The following is an 18558-nucleotide window of genomic DNA, read 5'->3' on the forward strand; positions in this document are numbered from 1 at the left end:
CCCGGACCGGGTGCGCCCCACCTTCATGTCTACGACAGGCGCGGGTCAGGGACCCTGCGTCCCGCCGTTGTCCTGACCGCGGGTGTGGCCGTTGTTCCCGCCGATCACGCCCGGCGGGATGCTGATGCCGGGGAAGGGCTCGTCGTCGTCACCGTCGTCGTCGCCACCGTTGCCGGGCTTGTTGTCGCCGTCGCCCGGCTTCTTCTTGCCCTTGTCCTTGTCCTCCTTCGGCTTGGCCCGCGGTACGTCGACCGCTGTGAAGGCCGGGGTCTCCGAGGCGTTCAGGGAGCCGGTCATCGCCGTCTTCCAGATCGGCCCCGGCAGACAGCCACCGCAGACGTCGTCGTAGTACTGGCCGCCGATGGTGATGTTGCTCATCGGGATCTGGTGGTCACCGTCGCTGCCGACCCACACCGCCGTGGACAGGTTCGGTGTGTAGCCGACGAACCAGGCGTTCTTGCGCTCGTCGGTGGTACCGGTCTTGCCCGCGTTGTCACGGTCGCTGAGGCCGGCCTGCTGTCCGGTGCCGTCCTCGACGACGCCCTTGAGCATCTGGTTGATCGTGTCCGCCGTGTGCTGGCTCATGGCCTGCGTGCACGTCGACTTCGGTACGTCGAGCTGCTTTCCGTCCGGCTTGGTGACCGAGAGGATCGCGATCGGGGAGCAGTACTTGCCCCGGTTGGCGAAGGTGGCGTACACCGAGGCCATCGCCAGCGGCGTCGACTCCTGGCCGCCGAGTGTGGTGGCGGGGTTCTGCAGCAGCGGCTTGTTGTCGCCGCGGTCGTAGCCGACCTTCTTCGCCATCGCGACCGTCTCGCAGAGACCGGCCTTCTGCTCCAGCTTCGCGAAGTAGGTGTTGACCGACTTGCCCAGCGCGCTGGTCATGTCGAAGGTGCCCTTCTCCGACTCGAGCTCGTTCGACACCTCCCACGGCACGGTGTCCGCGGGCTGGTTGTCGCAGGTGCGGAAGCTGTCACCGGGCAGGGTGATCTTGTGGTCGGTGGTGAAACTCTGCGCCGGACTGATCCCCTTCTCCAGCGCCGCCGCCGCGGTGATCGGCTTGAAGGTCGACCCCACCTGGAAGCCGGCGTAGCTGCCGCCCATCTTGTTGTCGACGTTGAGGTTCAGCACGGTCTGGTGCTTGGACTGGTCCAGTCCGTACGGGCGGGACTGGGCCATCGCCGTGATCTGGCCGGTGCCGGGCTTCACCTGCACGACCGCGTCGGCGATCTTGTCGTCCTTGTTGACCCTGGAGGTGGCGGCCTCGTTGGAGGCGGCCTGCGAACGCGGGTCCAGCGTCGTCTTGATGGTGAGCCCGCCGGTCGCCCAGAGCTTGGCCCGGTCCTTCGCTGTCTTCCCGAACGCCGGGTCGCCCGTGACGATCTGCCGTACGTAGTCGCAGAAGAATCCCGAGCCGCTGACGGCGGTGATGCAGCCGTTCTGCGGGCGTTTGACCTTCAGCTTGATCGGGGTCGCCTTGGCCTTGGCGGCCTCGTCCTGCGAGATGTCCCCGACTTCCGCCATCCGCTGGAGCACGGTGTTGCGACGCTTGGTCGCCTCCTCCGTGTCGTTGACGGGGTCGTAGCGGCTGGGCGACTGCACGATGCCGGCCAGCAGTGCCGCCTCCTCCACCTTCAGGTCCTTCGCGGACTTGGAGAAGTAGCGCTGGGAGGCCGCCTCTACGCCGTAGGCCTGCTGTCCGAAGAAGGTGATGTTGAGGTAGTTCTCCAGGATCTTCTTCTTGCCGAGCTCTTCCTCGACCTGGATCGCGTACTTCAGCTCCTGGACCTTGCGGCCGAGCGTCTGCTGGGTGGCCTCGGCGACCTTGGCCGGGTCGTCGCCGGCCTCCTCGACGAAGACGTTCTTCACGTACTGCTGGGTGAGGGTCGACGCGCCCTGCGCGGTCCCGCCCGACTGAACGTTGCGGTTCATCGCGCGCAGGATGCCCTTGAGGTCGACCGCGCCGTGCTCGTAGAAGCGGGCGTCCTCGATCGCGATGATCGCCTTCTGCATGTACGGCGAGATGCTCTTCAGCGGGACCACGGTGCGGTCACGCGAGTAGACCGTGGCGATCTGGCCGCCCTGGTTGTCCAGGATCGTGGTTCGCTGGCTCAGCGGCGGAGTCTTCAGATTGGCCGGGATCTCGTCGAATCCGTCGACCGTTCCCTTGGCGGCGAGACCCAGTGCTCCGGCGGCCGGCAGCGCGATGCCCGCCAGGACCACTCCGGAGAGTGCGGCGACACCGAGGAACTTGGCGGCCTGCTGGGTCGTAGTGAGACCCCCGCCCGAGCGCTTCTTTGGCATGGGGGCAGCCTACGTTCTCATTCGCCGGACACACGTATATGCCTTGGCCTAAGCTGCTCTCAACTGTCACAGCAGTCCGGTTTTGTATCAACCCCCCTGCATGACCCTGTGCATGACCCGGCCACGAGTTCAGGCGCTCCCGAAATCGCCTCGTGTGTCCTTGAAAGTCCGTTGTGACTCAGGTGGTCTGTCCCGATTCTGACGGGATAGTCGCGCATGTCCTCACCTCACTCCCCTGGGTGATCTGCCGCATACGCATAGTCCGTTCGGGCCATTCAAGATTGGGCCCGAAGGGGGTGTTGTGCTGTCGCCACCTTCCGTAACGTCCTCAACTGGCAGCGGTGAATATGCCGCTGTCGCCGTGGGGGAGCCTCGATTCGGGAGAGGACGGCGCCGGGATGGGCTGGGTAACCGACTGGAGTGCGCAGGCAGCCTGCCGCACTACCGATCCGGATGAACTGTTCGTACAAGGGGCAGCGCAGAACAGGGCCAAGGCGGTGTGCACCGGATGCCCGGTGCGGACCGAGTGCCTGGCCGATGCGCTGGACAATCGCGTCGAGTTCGGCGTGTGGGGCGGGATGACGGAGCGGGAGCGCCGCGCATTGCTGCGCAGGCGCCCGACCGTGACGTCCTGGCGCCGGCTGCTGGAGACCGCCCGCAGCGAGTACGAGCGGTCCACGGGCATCCTGCCCGTGGCGATCGGGCTGGAGGACGACGAACTGCACGAGACGTTCGCAGCCGTGGGGTAGCCCCGGGCGGCGGGACGGACGAGGGGTGACTACGCAGCTCAGGCCGGGGCAGAACCGGTCGCGAGCCGGTCGCCGATGGCTCGCAGCCCTGCGAGGTCATGGACATCTCCGGGCAGCGCGGCCACCGCGGTCACGGCCACCTCGGGATGCAGCGCGGTGAAGCGGTCGCGTGTGTGCTGTTCGCGCGCGACCACCTGCATCCTCTCCGCGTGCAGGTGCAACAGACCGATGGTCAGCTGCTCCACGGAGACGGGCGCGGCCGCAGAATCGTTTACGGAGTCGGCAACGGAACCGGCTGCGGAGCCGGCCGAGGAATCGGACATGGCTGACACCGCGGACGCGGCCGGTGCACCGGTGGCCCCGGTTGTGTCGGCGGGCTTGTGCTCCGAGCCATGCTCGGACGGATCGGCGGTGGCGGCTCCAGCGGTGCCCGTGGTCTGTGCGGTCCCGGCGTCGGGGGAGTCGGCGGGCCCACGAAGTCCAGCCTTCCCGGCCCCCTGATCCACAATGCCGGCGGCCTCAAGATTTTCTGCGGCGGACAGCGCGCGCTCGGCGGAGAGCCGGGCGGCCTCACTGCCGTGGACCCGGTTGAGGACCAGACCCGCCAGCGGCATGTCCTCCGCGGCCAGCCGCTCGACGAAGTACGCCGCTTCGCGGAGCGCGTCCCGCTCCGGAGTCGCGACGACGAGGAACGCCGTGCCGGGTGCCTGGAGGAGCTTGTACGTGGCATCGGCGCGGGTACGGAACCCGCCGAACATGGTGTCCATCGCCGCCACGAAGGTCTGCACGTCCCGCAGGAACTGGCCGCCGAGCAGCTTGCCGAGCGTCCCGGTCATCATCGACATGCCCACGTTGAGGAACTTCATCCCGGCCCGGCCGCCCATTTTCGCCGGGGCCATCAGCAGTTTGATGAACTTCCCGTCCAGGAACGAGCCGAGGCGCTTCGGCGCGTCCAGGAAATCCAGCGCGGAGCGCGACGGCGGGGTGTCGACCACGATCAGGTCCCACTCGTCGCGCGCCCGCAGCTGGCCGAGCTTCTCCATCGCCATGTACTCCTGCGTGCCCGCGAAGCCGGCCGACAGGGACTGGTAGAAGGGGTTCTCCAGGATGGCGCGGGCCCGCTCCTCGTCCGCGTGCGCCTCGACGATCTCGTCGAAGGTCCGCTTCATGTCGAGCATCATGGCGTGCAGCTCACCGCTGCCCCGCGTCTCGATGCCCTCGACCCGGCGCGGGATGTTGTCGAGGGAGTCGATGCCCATGGACTGGGCGAGCCTGCGGGCCGGATCGATGGTGAGCACGACGACCCTGCGGCCGCGCTCGGCGGCGCGTACGCCGAGCGCCGCGGCGGTGGTGGTCTTGCCGACCCCGCCCGAACCGCAGCACACGACGATCCGGATGTCCGGGTCGTCGAGCAGGGCGTCGGCGTCCAGGACGGGGGCGCCCGCGGGGGTGGCTGTGCCGTTGTCGCTCTCGATACGGCCGCCTTCGGCGTTGTCGCCCTCGGCGTCCCGAGCGCGGCTCCGGTCCTTCGCCACGTCCTGGTCGCGGCTCCGGCCCTTCGCCACGTCCTGGTCGCGGCTCCGGCCCTTCGCCACGTCCTGGTCGTGGCCCCGGTCCCTCGCCACGTCCTGGTCGCCGTCCCGGTTCCTGCCGGGGGCACTGTCCCGGTCGCGGTTCCTGTCCGATGTCATGAACCCACCCCTCGTCCCGCCGCCCCTTCACCCGCGCCTTGCTTACGGAGCTCCATCGCCAGGTCGTACAGCCCGGCCAGGTCCACGCCCTCACCGATCAGCGGGAGTTCGTAACCCGGCACTCCGAGGCCTGTCAGTACGGTGCGCTGCTCGCGCTCCAGCTCGACCCGCTGGGCATGCTCGGCGGCCTGTTCGACGAGCGGGCGCACGAGGCCCGCGGAGCCGGTCACGCCCGCCCGGGTCAGCGTCTTGGCGATCTCCTTGCGACGGCCGCCCGCGGCTGTGCGCAGCGTGTCCTCGTCCAGCAGGTGCGGGCGCACCATGTTCACGATGACCCGGCCCACCGGCAGCTCCGCCGCCCGGAGCTCGGCGATGCCGTCGGCGGTCTCCTGGACCGGCATCTCCTCCAGCAGCGTCACCAGGTGGACCGCGGTCTCCGGGGACTTCAGCACCCGCATCACGGCCTGCGCCTGATTGTGTATCGGGCCGATCCGGGCCAGCCCCGCCACCTCGTCGTTCACGTTGAGGAAGCGGGTGATGCGGCCGGTCGGCGGGGCGTCCATGATCACGTAGTCGTAGACGAACCGGTTCTGCTTGTCCTTGCGGCGCACGGCCTCGCACGCCTTGCCGGTCAGCAGGACGTCCCGGACGCCGGGTGCGATCGTGGTGGCGAAGTCGATGGCGCCGAGTTTCTTGAGCGCCCGGCCCGCGCTGCCGAGTTTGTAGAACATCTGGAGGTAGTCCAGGAGGGCGCGCTCGGCGTCGATCGCAAGGGCATGCACCTCCCCGCCGCCCGGCGCGACGGCGATCTTGCGCTCCTCGTAGGGGAGGGAGTCCGCCTCGAAGAGCTGGGCGATGCCCTGTCTGCCCTCGACCTCGACGAGGAGGGTGCGCTTGCCCTCGGTCGCGAGGGCGAGCGCGAGGGCGGCGGCAACCGTGGTCTTACCGGTACCGCCCTTGCCGCTGACGACCTGGAACCTGCTCACGTATTCGAGCCTAACCAGTCGCACCGCAGGCTACGCACGAGGCTGGGCGTCCCGCGGATCGGCCAGGCATTACAGTCGGGCCATGACCAAGTGGGAATACGCGACCGTGCCCCTTCTCGTGCACGCGACCAAGCAGATTCTGGACACCTGGGGCGAGGACGGCTGGGAGCTGGTCCAGGTCGTTCCCGGCCCGAACAACCCCGAGCAGCTCGTGGCCTACCTGAAGCGGGAGAAGCAGTAGTGGCGGGCGCCGTCGAGGCGAAGCTCGCCGAGCTCGGGCTGGCCCTGCCGGACGTCGTGCCGCCGCTGGCCTCGTACCAGCCGGCCGTGCAGTCCGGGGTGTACGTGTACACCTCGGGCCAGCTGCCGATGGTGGACGGCAAGCTCGCCGTCACCGGCAAGGTCGGCGCCGAGGTCACACCCGACGAGGCCAAGGAGCTGGCGAAGACCTGCGCGCTGAACGCGCTCGCCGCGGTGAAGTCGGTCGCGGGCGACCTGGACCGGATCGCACGCGTCGTGAAGGTCGTCGGCTTCGTCGCGTCGGCCACCGACTTCACCGGCCAGCCCGCCGTGATCAACGGTGCGAGCGAGCTGCTGGGAGCGGTGCTCGGCGACAAGGGCGTGCACGCCCGCAGCGCCGTCGGCGTGGCCGTGCTGCCCCTGGACGCGCCGGTCGAGGTCGAGGTCCAGGTCGAGCTGACCGGAGCCTGAGCCGAAGCCGTGGCGCCGCAAGGCCCGCACCGTGCATTGCTCTGCCGATCCCGTCCGGTCATGACGACCGGGCGGGATCGTTCGCGTACGAGGACGGGGCAGGGCCGTTCGCCTACGACGACCCGGGCCGGACTGTTCGCGTACGAGAGCCGAGGTGGGACTGTTCACGTACGACACCGGGGTGGGGCCGTTCGCGTACGAGGACGGGAAGGGTGCCCGGTCATCTGTGTACAGGGCATGTACGGATCACCACGCCCCTCGAACATCGTCTCGGTTCCGGATAGCCTCCGGCCATGTCCAATGGTCAGTGGTACCCACCGGAATGGCCCGACCGGATCCGGGCGCTCGCCGGCGGCGAGCTGACGGCCGCGACCCCCCGCCGGGCCGCCACCGTGATGCTGCTCCGGGACGCCGCCGCGGGTACCGCGGGCGGTCCCACCGTCCACATGCTGCGCCGGCGCACCTCGATGGCCTTTGCCGGAGGGGCGTACGCCTATCCGGGTGGCGGGGTCGACCCGCGCGACGACGACCGGCTCGTCGGCTGGGCCGGGCCCGCGCTGGAGAGCTGGGCGGAGCGGCTCGGCGTCGCCACCCCGGCCGAGGCGCAGGCGATCGTCTGCGCGGCGGTCCGCGAGACGTACGAGGAGGCGGGCGTCCTGCTCGCGGGCCCGACCGAGGGCACCGTCGTCACGGACACCACCGGCGCGGACTGGGAGGCCGACCGCGAGGCGCTGGTCGCACGCGAGCTGTCGTTCGCGGAGTTCCTTGAGCGGCGCGGGCTGGTCCTGCGCTCGGACCTGCTCGGCGCATGGGCGCGCTGGATCACCCCGGAGTTCGAACCGCGCCGCTACGACACCTGGTTCTTCGTGGCCGCGCTCCCCGCGGGCCAGCGCACCCGCAACGCCTCCACGGAGGCCGACCGAACCGTGTGGACACGTCCGGGCGACGCGGCCGACGGCTACGACCGCGGCGAGCTGCTGATGATGCCGCCGACCGTCTCGACGCTGCGCGGGCTCAGGGGGTACGCCACCGCCGCGGAGGCGCTGGAGGCCGCATCGGGCCAGGACCTCGCCCCCGTACTCGCACAGGCCCGTCTGGAGGGCGATGAGCTGGTGCTGAGCTGGCCGGGGCACGAGGAGTTCACCAAACACATCCCGGCCGGTGGGACGGGCGGTGGGGCGGCATGAGCGACGCGGCAGCCCTGCCCGGACAGCCACGCGGCGGGGTGCTGTCCGGCCCCGCCACCACCCGTGCGGTCAACGTCCTCGCGCCCAACGCGTCGGCGATGACACTGGACGGCACCAACACCTGGATCGTCGCCGAGCCCGACTCCGATCTCGCGGTGGTCATCGATCCGGGCCCGCTGGACGACACCCATCTGCGGGCCGTCATCGACGCCGCCGAGCGGGCGGGGCGCCGGGTCGCGCTCACGCTCCTCACCCACGGACACCCCGACCACGCCGAGGGCGCGGCACGGTTCGCCGAGCTGACGCGTACGAAGGTGCGCGCCCTCGACCCCGCGCTGCGCCTCGGCGACGAGGGCCTGGGCACGGGCGACGTGATCACGACCGGCGGACTGGAGATGTACGTGGTGCCGACCCCGGGGCACACCGGGGACTCGCTCTCGTTCCATCTGCCCGCCGACCGCGCGGTGCTGACGGGGGACACGATCCTCGGCCGCGGGACGACGCTGGTCGCGCATCCGGACGGGCGGCTCGGGGACTACCTCGACTCGCTGCGGCGGCTGCGCTCGCTGACCGTCGACGACGGCGTGCACACGGTGCTGCCGGGGCACGGGCCGGTGCTGGACGACGCCCAGGGCGCGGTCGAGTTCTACCTGGCGCACCGCGCGAACCGGCTGGCCCAGGTGGAGACGGCCGTGGAGGCGGGGTACCGGACGTCGTCGGAGGTGGTGGCGCATGTCTACGCGGATGTGGACCGGTCACTGTGGCCGGCGGCCGAGCTCTCGGTTCTGGCACAGCTGGAGTACCTGGAGGGGCACGGCCTGATCTGACGGACGGACGGACGGGCGCCGCGCTGCCGGGTGCTGGCGGGACGAACGTCGCCGGCAACGTGCGAGGGGAGCGCCGTCGCCGTACGCGAGTGGCCGCTCTGCGCGCGCGAGGGGCCCCGCCGGTGTCGGCGGGGCCCCTCGCGGTGCTTGTGCGCTCGCGGTACCCGAGCACTTGTTGTGCTTGTGCACTCGCGATACCCGAGCACTTGATGTGCCTGCGTACTGGTTCTGCCTGCGTACTTGTTGGGTACGACGGGACGGGTCAGCGGGACCGCTTGGCCAGCCGTTCCACGTCGAGCAGGATCACGGCACGGGCCTCCAGCCGCAGCCAGCCGCGGCCGGCGAAGTCGGCGAGGGCCTTGTTGACCGTCTCGCGGGAGGCGCCGACCAGCTGGGCCAGCTCCTCCTGGGTGAGGTCGTGCACGACGTGGATGCCTTCCTCGGACTGGACGCCGAAGCGGCGCGACAGGTCGAGGAGCGCACGGGCCACCCGGCCCGGCACGTCGGAGAAGACCAGGTCGGACATCTGGTCGTTGGTCTTGCGCAGGCGCCGGGCGACGGCACGCAGCAGGGCCGTGGCCACCTCGGGGCGCACGTTCAGCCAGGGCTGCAGGTCGCCGTGGCCGAGGCCGAGGAGCTTCACCTCGGTCAGCGCGGTCGCGGTGGCGGTGCGCGGGCCCGGGTCGAAGAGCGACAGCTCGCCGATCAGCTCGCCGGGGCCGAGGACGGCCAGCATGTTCTCGCGGCCGTCGGGGGAGGTGCGGTGGAGCTTCACCTTGCCCTCGGTGACCACATAGAGGCGGTCTCCCGGGTCACCCTCATGGAACAGCGCGTCGCCGCGCGCGAGGGTCACCTCACTCATCGAGGCGCGGAGCTCCGCGGCCTGCTCGTCATCGAGCGCCGCGAAAAGCGGGGCGCGCCGCAGAACGTCGTCCACGAGTTCTCTCCTTGTCGGCCTGTTCAGGGAACCGTGGTCCCCATCATGCCGGACGGTAAAACAGTGCGATCAATCACAAACCAGTTTGACGCACGCGCGTGCCGGAGCGTGCGGCAGGGGGCCGATTGGGGGTGGATCGCCAGTGACCGGGGCGGATGTCAGTGGCTGGCTCTAGGCTGGCCGGGTGTCGGGAACGCCGGTGAGAGCGCAGGCCAAGGGGGCTGATGGGGTGTCTGAAGAGCGCAATTCTGCTGTGGGCGAACAGGCCGCGAGCGAACCGAAAAATGCGACAAAAGGCCCGGCGAAGGTGGCGAAGCCGAAGACCGGGCGAGGGGCCGGCGCCGCGCCCGACGGCAGGTCCAAGGCCGCGCCGAAAGGCGTAACCAAAGCCGCACCGAAGGGTGCAGCCAAAGCCGCGCCCAAGGCCCCACCCAAGGCCGCGCCCAAGTCGAAGGCCGAGCCGGAATCGCACCTGGCCATGGTCCGCAGGGCCCGCCGGATCAACCGTGAGCTGGCCGAGCTCTATCCGTACGCCCATCCGGAGCTGGACTTCAGGAACGCCTTCGAGCTCCTCGTCGCCACGGTCCTCTCCGCCCAGACCACCGACCTGAGGGTCAACCAGACCACCCCCGCGCTCTTCGCCGCCTACCCCACCCCCGAGGACATGGCCGCGGCCGTCCCGGAGGAACTGGAAGAGATCATTCGGCCGACCGGCTTCTTCCGCGCCAAGACCAAGTCGCTGATAGGTCTTTCAGCCGCCCTCCGGGACAACTTCGGCGGCGAGGTGCCCGGACGGCTCGCGGACCTCGTGACGCTGCCGGGGGTCGGCCGCAAGACCGCCAACGTAGTCCTCGGCAACGCCTTTCACGTGCCCGGTCTCACGGTCGACACCCACTTCGGACGGCTGGTGCGCCGGTGGAAGTGGACCGAGCAGGAGGATCCGGAGAAGGTCGAGGCGGAGGTCGGGGCGATCTTCCCGAAGAGCGAGTGGACGATGCTCTCGCACCGGATCATCTTCCACGGCCGCCGCATCTGTCATTCCCGCAAACCCGCCTGCGGCGCCTGCCCGATCGCCCCGCTCTGTCCCTCGTACGGTGAGGGCGAGACGGATCCGGAGAAGGCCAGGAAGCTGTTGAAGTACGAGATGGGGGGCCGGCCCGGGCAGCGGCTCAGCCCGCCGCCGGACTACCCGGGCGCACCCGCCCCCGCCCTCGGCGCCGAATGACCCGGGACGCCGCTCCGGAGCGAGCCGTATGACCCGAAGGGCCGCTCCGGAACGAAATCCGTATGACCCGAGGCGCCGCCGCTCCGGAACGAAGGCCGTATGACCCGAAGCGCCGCTCCGGAACGAAATGCGGGACGACAGGCGTTGTGAGACGAGGGGTGCCCATGAAGACGCATGAACACAGCAGTGACGCGGCGGCCGCCGCCGCGTCGCCCGCGCCCGGGGCGGGTGCCGGTCACGACGCCTCGATCACCGTCACCACCGACGGCCTGCCCGGCTGGCTGGACCCGGTCGCCCAGGCCGCGCGCACCGTCGAGCCACGGCAGCTCAGCCGGTTCCTGCCGCCCGAGAGCGGGGCGGGACGGCAGTCGGCCGTCCTCGTCCTGTTCGGCGAGGGCGCGCGCGGCCCCGAACTGCTCCTGATGGAGCGCGCCGGGAGCCTGCGCTCGCACCCCGGGCAGCCCTCTTTCCCCGGCGGCTCCCTGGATCCGGAGGACGGCGACCAGGCGACCACGGGTCCGCTGAGGGCCGCGCTGCGGGAGGCAGAGGAGGAGACGGGCCTCGATCCGCACGGCGTGCAGCTCTTCGGTGTGCTGCCCCGGCTCTACATCCCGGTGAGCAGTTTCGTGGTGACGCCGGTCCTCGGCTGGTGGCGTTCGCCCAGCCCGGTCGGAGTCGTCGATCCGGGGGAGACCGCTCGGGTGTTCACCGTCCCCGTGGCGGATCTCACGGACCCGGCCAACCGGGCGACGGCCGTCCACCCCAGCGGCCACCGCGGCCCGGCATTTCTGGTCGAATCCGCACTCGTATGGGGGTTCACGGCTGGTGTGATCGACCGGATTCTGCACTTCGCGGGCTGGGAGCGCCCCTGGGACAGGGCCAAGCAGGTGCCGCTCGACTGGCGCACATGACAGGCTGACTCCCGTGCTCCGCTGCTCCGGGACCGCCCGGACCCAGAGAGACGTACGGGCCGGGTGACGAATCTGCGAGGCTATAGACGGTGAACGTGCTGGACATCCTGCTGCTGGCCGGCGCCGTGTGGTTCGCGGTCATCGGATACCGCCAGGGGTTCGTCGTCGGCATTCTGTCGGTGATCGGGTTCCTGGGCGGCGGCCTCGTCGCCGTCTATCTGCTGCCGGTCCTGTGGGACCAGGTGACGGACGGTTCCGAGGTCTCCTCGACGGCGGCCGTCGTCGCGGTCGTCATCGTGATCGTGTGCGCCTCCGTCGGACAGGCCTTCACCACCCACCTGGGCAACAAGCTCCGCCGGTACATCACGTGGTCACCCGCGCGTGCCGTGGACGCGACGGGCGGCTCCCTGGTCAACGTCGTGGCGATGCTGCTGGTCTCCTGGCTGATCGGCTCCGCGCTGGCCGGTACGTCGTTGCCGACGCTGGGCAAGGAGGTACGCAGCTCCTCGGTCCTGCTCGGGATCTCCCGGGTGATGCCGCCCCAGGCCTCCACCTGGTTCACGGACTTCTCCTCCGTCCTCGCGCAGAACGGTTTCCCGCAGGTCTTCAGCCCCTTCGCCAATGAGCCGATCACCGAGGTCAGGGCCCCCGACCCGGCCCTGGCGGGCAGCCCGGTAGCCGCCCGTGCCAAGGAGTCCATCGTGAAGGTCGTCGGTACGGCACCGAGCTGCGGCAAGGTCCTCGAGGGCACCGGCTTCGTCTTCTCCGACCGTCGGGTGATGACCAACGCCCATGTCGTCGGAGGCGTCGACGAGCCGACCGTCCAGATCGGCGGCCAGGGACGGCTGTACGACGCGAAGGTCGTCCTCTACGACTGGCGGCGCGACATCGCCGTGCTCGACGTCCCGGACCTCGACGCGAAGCCGCTCTCCTTCACCGACACCGACCACGACGCGGTGACCGGGAACAGTGCGATCGTCGCGGGCTTCCCGGAGAACGGCGCGTACGACGTGCGCTCCGCGCGGGTGCGCGCCCGTATCGACGCCAACGGCCCGGACATCTACCGCCGGGGCACCGTCCGCCGTGACGTGTACTCGCTCTACACGACGGTCCGTCAGGGGAACTCCGGCGGACCGCTGCTGACCCCCGAGGGCAAGGTGTACGGAGTCGTCTTCGCCAAGTCGCTCGACGACTCGAACACCGGCTACGCGCTGACGGCCGACGAGATCCGCCAGGACATCACGCAGGGCCGTACCGCCAACCAGCAGGTCGACAGTCAGGCGTGTGCGCTGTAGACGTGCTGACCGGCGGCGCGGGACCGCCGGGGCGGAGTGCGGCGCCGGCGTACCGGAGCGTGGTGCCGGCGGACCGGAGTGCGGTGCCGGCCGGTCAGTGGGTCATCCGCGGGGATGGCGAAGCCGCGCCGAGACCCAGCGGGCCCGGCGGCGGAGAATGCGCGGAATACCGAGCCGGGGATCATGCAGAACATGCATAGAGTGCACCCGGCCCTGGAGGCCGCCCCCCTCATGAGTGCCCGGACCCGCCGTGGCGGTCGAGCGACGATTGCGTGCTGCGTCACCGAAGTCGTGCGTCCAGCCCATACCCGGACGTCTGCCCGTGGCTCATGGTCGGTAACCGCCCATCCGTCAGCCAATTGGCCTATGCGGCAGGCAAGTCGCTGTTCGTAGGACGCGCGTGCGCATCGGCTAGCGGTCGGGCTCGGAATCCTTGAGCCAGTTGATGAGTTCGGCCGAGAACCCGGCCGGGTCCTCCTCGTGGGGGAAGTGCCCCAGACCGTCGAAAAGTCGCCAACGGTACGGCGCCTCGACGTACTCGCCGGACCCCGCCGAACTCCTGGTGCGGACCGCCGGATCGAGTGAACCGTGCAAATGCAGCGTGGGCACGCGCACCGGCCGCTTCATGCGCCGGTTGAACTGGATACCGTCCGGGCGGGCCAGCGAGCGCACCATCCAGCGGTACGGCTCGATCGAGCAGTGTGCCGTGGACGGGATGGACATGGCGCGCCGGTAGACGTCCACCGTCGTGTCGTCGGGGAAATCCGCCGTCCGGGGCCCCGCCCAGTCGTGGATCAGCTGTCCCACCAAAGCCGCGTCGTCCGCGACGAGCTGACGCTCCGGCACCCAGGGCCGTTGGAAACCCCAGATGTACGAGCCCGCGCGGGACTGCGCGAAGTCCGAGAGCATCGAGGAGCGCCACCGGCGCGGGTGCGGCATCGAGGAGACGACCAGGCGGCGCACGAGCTTCGGACGCATCACAGCGGCCGTCCAGGCGAGGTAGCCGCCCATGTCGTGCCCGACCAGGGCGGCGTCCGGCTCACCGAGCGAACGGATCACGCCTGTGATGTCCAGCGCCAGGTTGGCCGGGTCGTAGCCCCGGGGCGTGCGGTCGCTGCCGCCCACTCCGCGCAGGTCCATCGCCACCGCCCGGTAACCGGCCTCGGCGAGTGCGGGCAGTTGGTGGCGCCAGGTCCACCAGAACTGCGGGAAGCCGTGCAGAAGCAGGACCAGTGGCCCGTCACCCATTTCGGCGATGTGGAAACGCGCGCCGTTGGCCGCGACGTCCCGGTGGGTCCAGGGGCCGTCCAGACGGACGGGGCCCCCGGAACCGGCAGCGGGGCCCCCGGGGCCGGCCGAGGCGCCCACGGGGCCCGGCGGGCCTGTGAGGGGCGCCGAGACCGGGGGCGGCGTGGTCGCTGAAGGGTCTGCCGGAGTGGCCGGCCCTGTGTGGCCCGCCCGGTCGTCCGGGCCTGTTGGGCCGAATGCGCTGGAATCGGGGACCGTCATGTGGATGAGCGTGCCACAGCCGGTGCCTTGTCCTGGACCGGAACGTTCTCGATGGCCTTGTCCGCAATGGTGCTGCCGCCCACCGGAAGGATCGCGTCGGCGGCGATGGCGGGACGCGGGTGGGGCTTGACGCCCTGGAGGACGGCGGCGGTCTGCTTCGCCGACGCGATGGACTTCTCCGGCGGCTTGACCTTCTTGAACTTGGCGTAGCCGAAGAGCGCGAGCAGGATCCCGAGCAGGATGAACGCCCCGCCCACGATCAGGAACGACCAGGCCAGCCCCAGTCCCAGGTTGTGGATTCCGTACGCGGCCGCGAAGCTCAGCACCGGGATCGCGAAAAGGATCAGCACACCGGTGACGATGAACGCCACACTGCCGATCACGCCACGCTTGACGTCCTGTCGCACCTCGGCCTTGGCCAGGGCAATCTCGTCGTGCACCAGCGCCGACAGCTCGGCCGTCGCCGAGGCGACCAGCTGGCCGAGACTGCGGTCGGCGCTGCCCGCGTAATTGCCGGGGTCGCTCATCCCTGACTCCCTCTCCTGTTCAACACATCCGACGTTCAACACATCCGATGTCAGATCATGCCGGACTGTCCGGCTTGTTGCTCGCTGCCCCCGCCCGTTGGGCAAGGCGGCGGCGCTCCGCCGCCTTCATTTCACGGATCGCCGCCACCCGCAGGTGGTACCCCGGATCGTCCTGTTCATGGATGTCCGGTGCCCTCGGACCCGCCCGCGTCGCGTTCCTCCGCGTCCGCGAGCGCCCGGTACCTGCGTACCCGGAGTCTGAGCAGTACACCGGAGAGTACGGCGGCGATCAGGGAGCCGAGCAGAACCGAGGCCTTGATCTCGTTGATCATGTCGTCGTCGCCGGGGAAGGCGAGCTCGCCGATCAGCAGCGAGACGGTGAAGCCGATGCCGGCGAGGGAGGCGACCGCGAAGACGTCGGCCCAGGCCAGCTCCTTGTTCAGCTCCGCCTTGGTGAACCGGGTGGCCAGCCACGTACCGCCGAAGATCCCTGTCGCCTTGCCGACGACGAGCCCCAGTACGACACCGAGCGTTTCGGGCCGGGTGAACACGCCCGCCAGCGCGCCGTCGGAGAGCGAGACCCCCGCGGAGAAGAGCGCGAACAGAGGTACGGCAAAACCGGCCGACAGCGGGTGGACCAGGTGCTCGATGCGCTCCCCGGGGGAGTGTTCCTCGCCCTCGCGCCTGGTGCAGCGCAGCATCAGCCCCATCGCGACACCGGCGACGGTGGCGTGGATGCCGCTGTTGTACATCAGCCCCCAGATGACCAGGGCCAACGGTACGTAGACGTACCAGCCGCGCACGTCGAACCGCAGCAGCAGATAGAAGACGACCAGGCCGGCGAGGGCGCCGATGAGCGCGGCGAAGTCGATGTCCGCGGTGAAGAAGACCGCGATGATCAGGATCGCGAACAGGTCGTCGACGACTGCGAGGGTCAGCAGGAACGCCCGGAGCGCGGACGGCAGCGAGGTGCCGATGACCGCGAGGACGGCGAGCGCGAAGGCGATGTCGGTGGCTGTGGGGACGGCCCAGCCGCTGGTGGAACCGTCGCCGACCACCGTCACCAGGGTGTAGACGATCGCGGGCACCGCCATCCCGCAGAGCGCGGCGACGACCGGTAGGACCGCGGCTCTCGGGTCCCGCAGCTCACCGGCGACGAGTTCGCGCTTGAGCTCGGCGCCCGCGACGAAGAAGAAGATCGCGAGCAGTCCGTCGGCGGCCCAGTGCGCCATGGACAGGTGCAGACCCAGCGCCTCGGGTCCGAAGTGGAGACGGCTGACGGTCGTATAACTGGACCCGAAGGTGTTGGCCCAGATCAGCGCGACCACCGCGGCGACCAGCAGGATGACTCCGCCTACGGTCTCGGTACGCAGCGCGTCGGCGAGGAATTTCCGCTCCGGGAGCGAGAGGCGTCCCAGGAAGGTGCGGCGGGGTGAAGGGGTGGGCGCGGCCACGAGTGGGGACCTCCGGGTGGGTACGGCAGCGACGGCATGGCTGATGCAGTTGCCGACCAGACTTCCCGGCACACCCTTTGGAGATTGTTCCTGTCGTGTTGTTGACCAGCTGCCACTCTACCCGGGGCGGGGCGTGCGGGGCCTTGGGATCTTCACCCTGAATACCGGAAGGGCATCCGGCGCGCTGCCGGATGCCCTTCGTGGAGGTGAGGCCCCGCCTCCGCCGGCGGTCTGCCTGGACCGCTCTCAGTCCTCGGAGGAGGACGACGGGAGCTGGGTCTGGATGAGGTCCATGACGGAGGAGTCGGTGAGTGTGGTGACGTCTCCGAGTTCGCGGTTTTCGGCGACGTCGCGGAGTAGGCGGCGCATGATTTTGCCGGAGCGGGTCTTGGGGAGTTCGGCTACGGGCAGGATGCGTTTGGGTTTGGCGATCGGGCCGAGGGTGGTGCCGACGTGGTTGCGGAGTTGTGTGACGAGGTCGTCGGAGGGGGTTGCGGTGCCGCGCAGGATGACGAAGGCGACGATGGCTTGTCCGGTGGTTGCGTCGGTGGCTCCGACGACGGCGGCTTCGGCGACCGAGGGGTGGGAGACGAGTGCGGACTCGACCTCGGTGGTGGAGATGTTGTGTCCGGAGACGAGCATGACGTCGTCGACGCGGCCGAGGAGCCAGATGTCGCCGTCCTCGTCCTTCTTGGCGCCGTCGCCCGCGAAGTATTTGCCTTCGAAGCGTGACCAGTAGGTGTCGAGGAAGCGTTGGTCGTCGCCCCAGATGGTGCGGAGCATGGAGGGCCAGGGCTGGGTGAGGACGAGGTAGCCGCCTCCGCCGTCGGGGACCTCGCGGGCTTCGTCGTCGACGACGGTGGCGCTGATGCCGGGCAGGGCGCGTTGGGCGCTGCCGGGCTTGGTCGCGGTGACTCCGGGCAGTGGTGAGATCATCATCGCGCCGGTTTCGGTCTGCCACCAGGTGTCGACGATGGGGCAGTTGTCGGCGCCGATGTGTTTGCGGTACCACATCCAGGCTTCGGGGTTGATGGGTTCGCCGACCGATCCCAGGACGCGTAGCGAGGTGAGGTCGAACTTCGCGGGGATGTCGTCGCCCCACTTCATGAAGGTGCGGATCGCGGTCGGTGCGGTGTAGAGGATCGTCACACCGTACTTCTGGACGATTTCCCAGAAGCGTCCCTGGTGGGGGGTGTCGGGGGTGCCCTCGTACATGACCTGGGTCGCGCCGTTGGCGAGGGGGCCGTAGACGATGTAGGAGTGTCCGGTGACCCAGCCGATGTCGGCGGTGCACCAGTAGACGTCGGTTTCCGGTTTGAGGTCGAAGACCGCGTGGTGGGTGTAGGCCGCCTGGGTGAGGTAGCCGCCCGAGGTGTGCAGGATGCCCTTGGGCTTCCCGGTGGTGCCGGAGGTGTAGAGGATGAACAGCGGCTGCTCGGCCTCGAATGCCTGGGGGGTGTGGGTGGTGGACTGGCGGGCGGTGATCTCGTGCCACCAGACGTCGCGGCCCTCGACCCAGGCGGTGTCCTGTCCGGTACGGCGCACGACCAGGACGTGCTCGACGCTGTCGATCCGGGCGACGGCGTCGTCGACGGCGGGCTTGAGCGCGGAGGGCTTCCCGCGCCGGTAGCCGCCGTCGGAGGTGATGACGACCTTCGCGTCGGCGTCCTGGATCCGGGCGGCGATGGCATCGGCGGAGAAACCACCGAAGACCACCGAGTGGGCTGCGCCGATGCGGGCGCAGGCCAGCATGGCGATGGCGGCTTCGGGGATCATCGGGAGGTAGACGGCGACGCGGTCGCCCTTGCCGACGCCGAGTTCGGTCAGTGCGTTGGCTGCGCGGGAGACTTCGTCCTTGAGTTCCGCGTAGGTGATGGCGCGGCTGTCGCCGGGTTCGCCCTCGAAGTGGATGGCGACGCGGTCGCCGTTGCCTGCTTCGACGTGGCGGTCCACGCAGTTGTAGGCGACGTTGAGTGTGCCGTCCGCGAACCACTTCGCGAAGGGCGGGTTGCTCCAGTCGAGCGTCTCGGTCGGCTCCGAGGCCCAAGTCAGGCGGCGGGCCTGCTCGGCCCAGAAGCCCAGCCGGTCCGCATCGGCCTGCTCGTACGCCTCGGCGGTGACGTTGGCGTTCGCGGCCAGATCAGCAGGCGGCACAAACCGCCGCTCCTCTTTGAGCAGGTTGGCCAGGCTTTCGTTGCTCACGACATCTCCCATTCCCAGGGTGTCCGTTGTGTCCCAGGGCATA

16 protein-coding genes and 1 pseudogene are annotated in these 18558 nt (G+C 69.8%); 8 read left to right on the forward strand and 9 right to left on the reverse strand.

What is annotated here, in order from left to right:
* Positions 1 to 45: 45 nt before the first annotated feature.
* Positions 46 to 2304: a transglycosylase domain-containing protein gene (locus ACFVJX_RS11150; protein WP_384126191.1), complete on the reverse strand. Its 2259-nt coding sequence runs from the start codon at positions 2302 to 2304 to the stop codon at positions 46 to 48.
* 398 nt (positions 2305 to 2702) lie between these two features.
* Here ACFVJX_RS11150 and ACFVJX_RS11155 point away from each other — a divergent pair, with 398 nt between their 5' ends.
* Positions 2703 to 3053, forward strand: a complete 351-nt coding sequence (locus ACFVJX_RS11155; protein ID WP_018551136.1) for a WhiB family transcriptional regulator — start codon at positions 2703 to 2705, stop codon at positions 3051 to 3053.
* A 38-nt stretch (positions 3054 to 3091) separates the two neighbouring features.
* Here the strand turns inward: ACFVJX_RS11155 and ACFVJX_RS11160 are convergent, their stop codons facing one another.
* Positions 3092 to 4744 carry an ArsA-related P-loop ATPase gene (locus ACFVJX_RS11160; protein ID WP_384126193.1) on the reverse strand — a complete coding sequence of 551 codons (1653 nt, stop codon included), beginning with the start codon at positions 4742 to 4744 and terminating at the stop codon, positions 3092 to 3094.
* Positions 4741 to 5730 (reverse strand): ArsA family ATPase, encoded by a 990-nt coding sequence (locus ACFVJX_RS11165; RefSeq protein ID WP_384126194.1) that lies wholly within the window; start codon positions 5728 to 5730, stop codon positions 4741 to 4743. The genes ACFVJX_RS11160 and ACFVJX_RS11165 overlap by 4 nt, the downstream gene beginning before the upstream one ends.
* Before the next feature lie 82 nt (positions 5731 to 5812).
* Between ACFVJX_RS11165 and ACFVJX_RS11170 the strand changes: the two genes are divergently transcribed.
* The 4 genes from ACFVJX_RS11170 (at position 5813) to ACFVJX_RS11185 (ending at position 8455) form a co-directional block, all read left to right on the forward strand.
* On the forward strand, positions 5813 to 5971 hold the full coding sequence (locus tag ACFVJX_RS11170) for a DUF4177 domain-containing protein (RefSeq protein WP_003991873.1): 159 nt from the start codon (positions 5813 to 5815) through the stop codon (positions 5969 to 5971).
* Positions 5971 to 6441, forward strand: coding sequence for a RidA family protein (locus tag ACFVJX_RS11175; RefSeq protein ID WP_219573178.1), 471 nt, complete (start codon positions 5971 to 5973; stop codon positions 6439 to 6441). Before ACFVJX_RS11170 ends, ACFVJX_RS11175 begins: the two co-directional genes overlap by 1 nt.
* Positions 6442 to 6734: 293 nt before the next feature.
* Positions 6735 to 7628, forward strand: a complete 894-nt coding sequence (locus ACFVJX_RS11180) for an NUDIX hydrolase (RefSeq protein ID WP_384126196.1) — start codon at positions 6735 to 6737, stop codon at positions 7626 to 7628.
* Complete coding sequence (locus ACFVJX_RS11185) at positions 7625 to 8455, forward strand: MBL fold metallo-hydrolase (protein WP_384126197.1); 831 nt, start codon at positions 7625 to 7627, stop codon at positions 8453 to 8455. The genes ACFVJX_RS11180 and ACFVJX_RS11185 overlap by 4 nt, the downstream gene beginning before the upstream one ends.
* A gap of 262 nt (positions 8456 to 8717) precedes the next feature.
* On the opposite strand, the gene ACFVJX_RS11190 is transcribed toward ACFVJX_RS11185, so the two are convergent.
* Entirely contained in the window at positions 8718 to 9392 is a 675-nt protein-coding gene (locus ACFVJX_RS11190; RefSeq protein WP_123460131.1) for a Crp/Fnr family transcriptional regulator, read from the reverse strand.
* Positions 9393 to 9699: 307 nt separating this feature from the next.
* Between ACFVJX_RS11190 and nth the strand changes: the two genes are divergently transcribed.
* The 3 genes from nth (at position 9700) to ACFVJX_RS11205 (ending at position 12823) form a co-directional block, all read left to right on the forward strand.
* The gene (gene nth / locus ACFVJX_RS11195) at positions 9700 to 10617 is read left to right on the forward strand and encodes an endonuclease III (RefSeq protein ID WP_384126199.1); all 918 of its coding nucleotides are present in this window, start codon (positions 9700 to 9702) and stop codon (positions 10615 to 10617) included.
* A 164-nt stretch (positions 10618 to 10781) separates the two neighbouring features.
* Positions 10782 to 11528 (forward strand): NUDIX hydrolase, encoded by a 747-nt coding sequence (locus ACFVJX_RS11200; protein ID WP_384126201.1) that lies wholly within the window; start codon positions 10782 to 10784, stop codon positions 11526 to 11528.
* A gap of 89 nt (positions 11529 to 11617) precedes the next feature.
* On the forward strand, positions 11618 to 12823 hold the full coding sequence (locus ACFVJX_RS11205; protein WP_384126203.1) for a MarP family serine protease: 1206 nt from the start codon (positions 11618 to 11620) through the stop codon (positions 12821 to 12823).
* Between the two features lie 102 nt (positions 12824 to 12925).
* On the opposite strand, the gene ACFVJX_RS11210 is transcribed toward ACFVJX_RS11205, so the two are convergent.
* From ACFVJX_RS11210 to acs, 5 genes and pseudogenes are all read right to left on the reverse strand, one after another.
* Positions 12926 to 13129: a hypothetical protein gene (locus tag ACFVJX_RS11210; RefSeq protein ID WP_384126204.1), complete on the reverse strand. Its 204-nt coding sequence runs from the start codon at positions 13127 to 13129 to the stop codon at positions 12926 to 12928.
* Positions 13130 to 13234: 105 nt separating this feature from the next.
* Complete coding sequence (locus ACFVJX_RS11215) at positions 13235 to 14332, reverse strand: alpha/beta fold hydrolase (protein WP_384126206.1); 1098 nt, start codon at positions 14330 to 14332, stop codon at positions 13235 to 13237.
* Positions 14329 to 14859 (reverse strand): phage holin family protein, encoded by a 531-nt coding sequence (locus tag ACFVJX_RS11220; RefSeq protein ID WP_384126208.1) that lies wholly within the window; start codon positions 14857 to 14859, stop codon positions 14329 to 14331. Before ACFVJX_RS11220 ends, ACFVJX_RS11215 begins: the two co-directional genes overlap by 4 nt.
* A gap of 55 nt (positions 14860 to 14914) precedes the next feature.
* Positions 14915 to 16313, reverse strand: a pseudogene (gene nhaA, locus ACFVJX_RS11225) (Na+/H+ antiporter NhaA).
* Positions 16314 to 16559: 246 nt separating this feature from the next.
* On the reverse strand, positions 16560 to 18557 hold the full coding sequence (acs, locus tag ACFVJX_RS11230) for an acetate--CoA ligase (RefSeq protein WP_384126209.1): 1998 nt from the start codon (positions 18555 to 18557) through the stop codon (positions 16560 to 16562).
* Position 18558 lies beyond the last annotated feature (1 nt).

The sequence above is a fragment of the Streptomyces sp. NPDC127177 genome, from assembly GCF_042672475.1.
Lineage (GTDB): Bacteria > Actinomycetota > Actinomycetes > Streptomycetales > Streptomycetaceae > Streptomyces.

Coding starts and splice junctions, on each gene's coding strand:
- ACFVJX_RS11200 (WP_384126201.1), top strand. CDS start 10,782: ATGAAGACGCATGAACACAGCAGTGACGCGGCGGCCGCCGCCGCGTCG.
- ACFVJX_RS11185 (WP_384126197.1), top strand. CDS start 7,625: ATGAGCGACGCGGCAGCCCTGCCCGGACAGCCACGCGGCGGGGTGCTG.
- ACFVJX_RS11160 (WP_384126193.1), bottom strand. CDS start 4,744: ATGACATCGGACAGGAACCGCGACCGGGACAGTGCCCCCGGCAGGAAC.
- ACFVJX_RS11180 (WP_384126196.1), top strand. CDS start 6,735: ATGTCCAATGGTCAGTGGTACCCACCGGAATGGCCCGACCGGATCCGG.
- ACFVJX_RS11210 (WP_384126204.1), bottom strand. CDS start 13,129: ATGGGCTGGACGCACGACTTCGGTGACGCAGCACGCAATCGTCGCTCG.
- ACFVJX_RS11215 (WP_384126206.1), bottom strand. CDS start 14,332: ATGACGGTCCCCGATTCCAGCGCATTCGGCCCAACAGGCCCGGACGAC.
- ACFVJX_RS11220 (WP_384126208.1), bottom strand. CDS start 14,859: ATGAGCGACCCCGGCAATTACGCGGGCAGCGCCGACCGCAGTCTCGGC.
- ACFVJX_RS11155 (WP_018551136.1), top strand. CDS start 2,703: ATGGGCTGGGTAACCGACTGGAGTGCGCAGGCAGCCTGCCGCACTACC.
- ACFVJX_RS11150 (WP_384126191.1), bottom strand. CDS start 2,304: ATGCCAAAGAAGCGCTCGGGCGGGGGTCTCACTACGACCCAGCAGGCC.
- acs (WP_384126209.1), bottom strand. CDS start 18,557: ATGCCCTGGGACACAACGGACACCCTGGGAATGGGAGATGTCGTGAGC.
- ACFVJX_RS11170 (WP_003991873.1), top strand. CDS start 5,813: ATGACCAAGTGGGAATACGCGACCGTGCCCCTTCTCGTGCACGCGACC.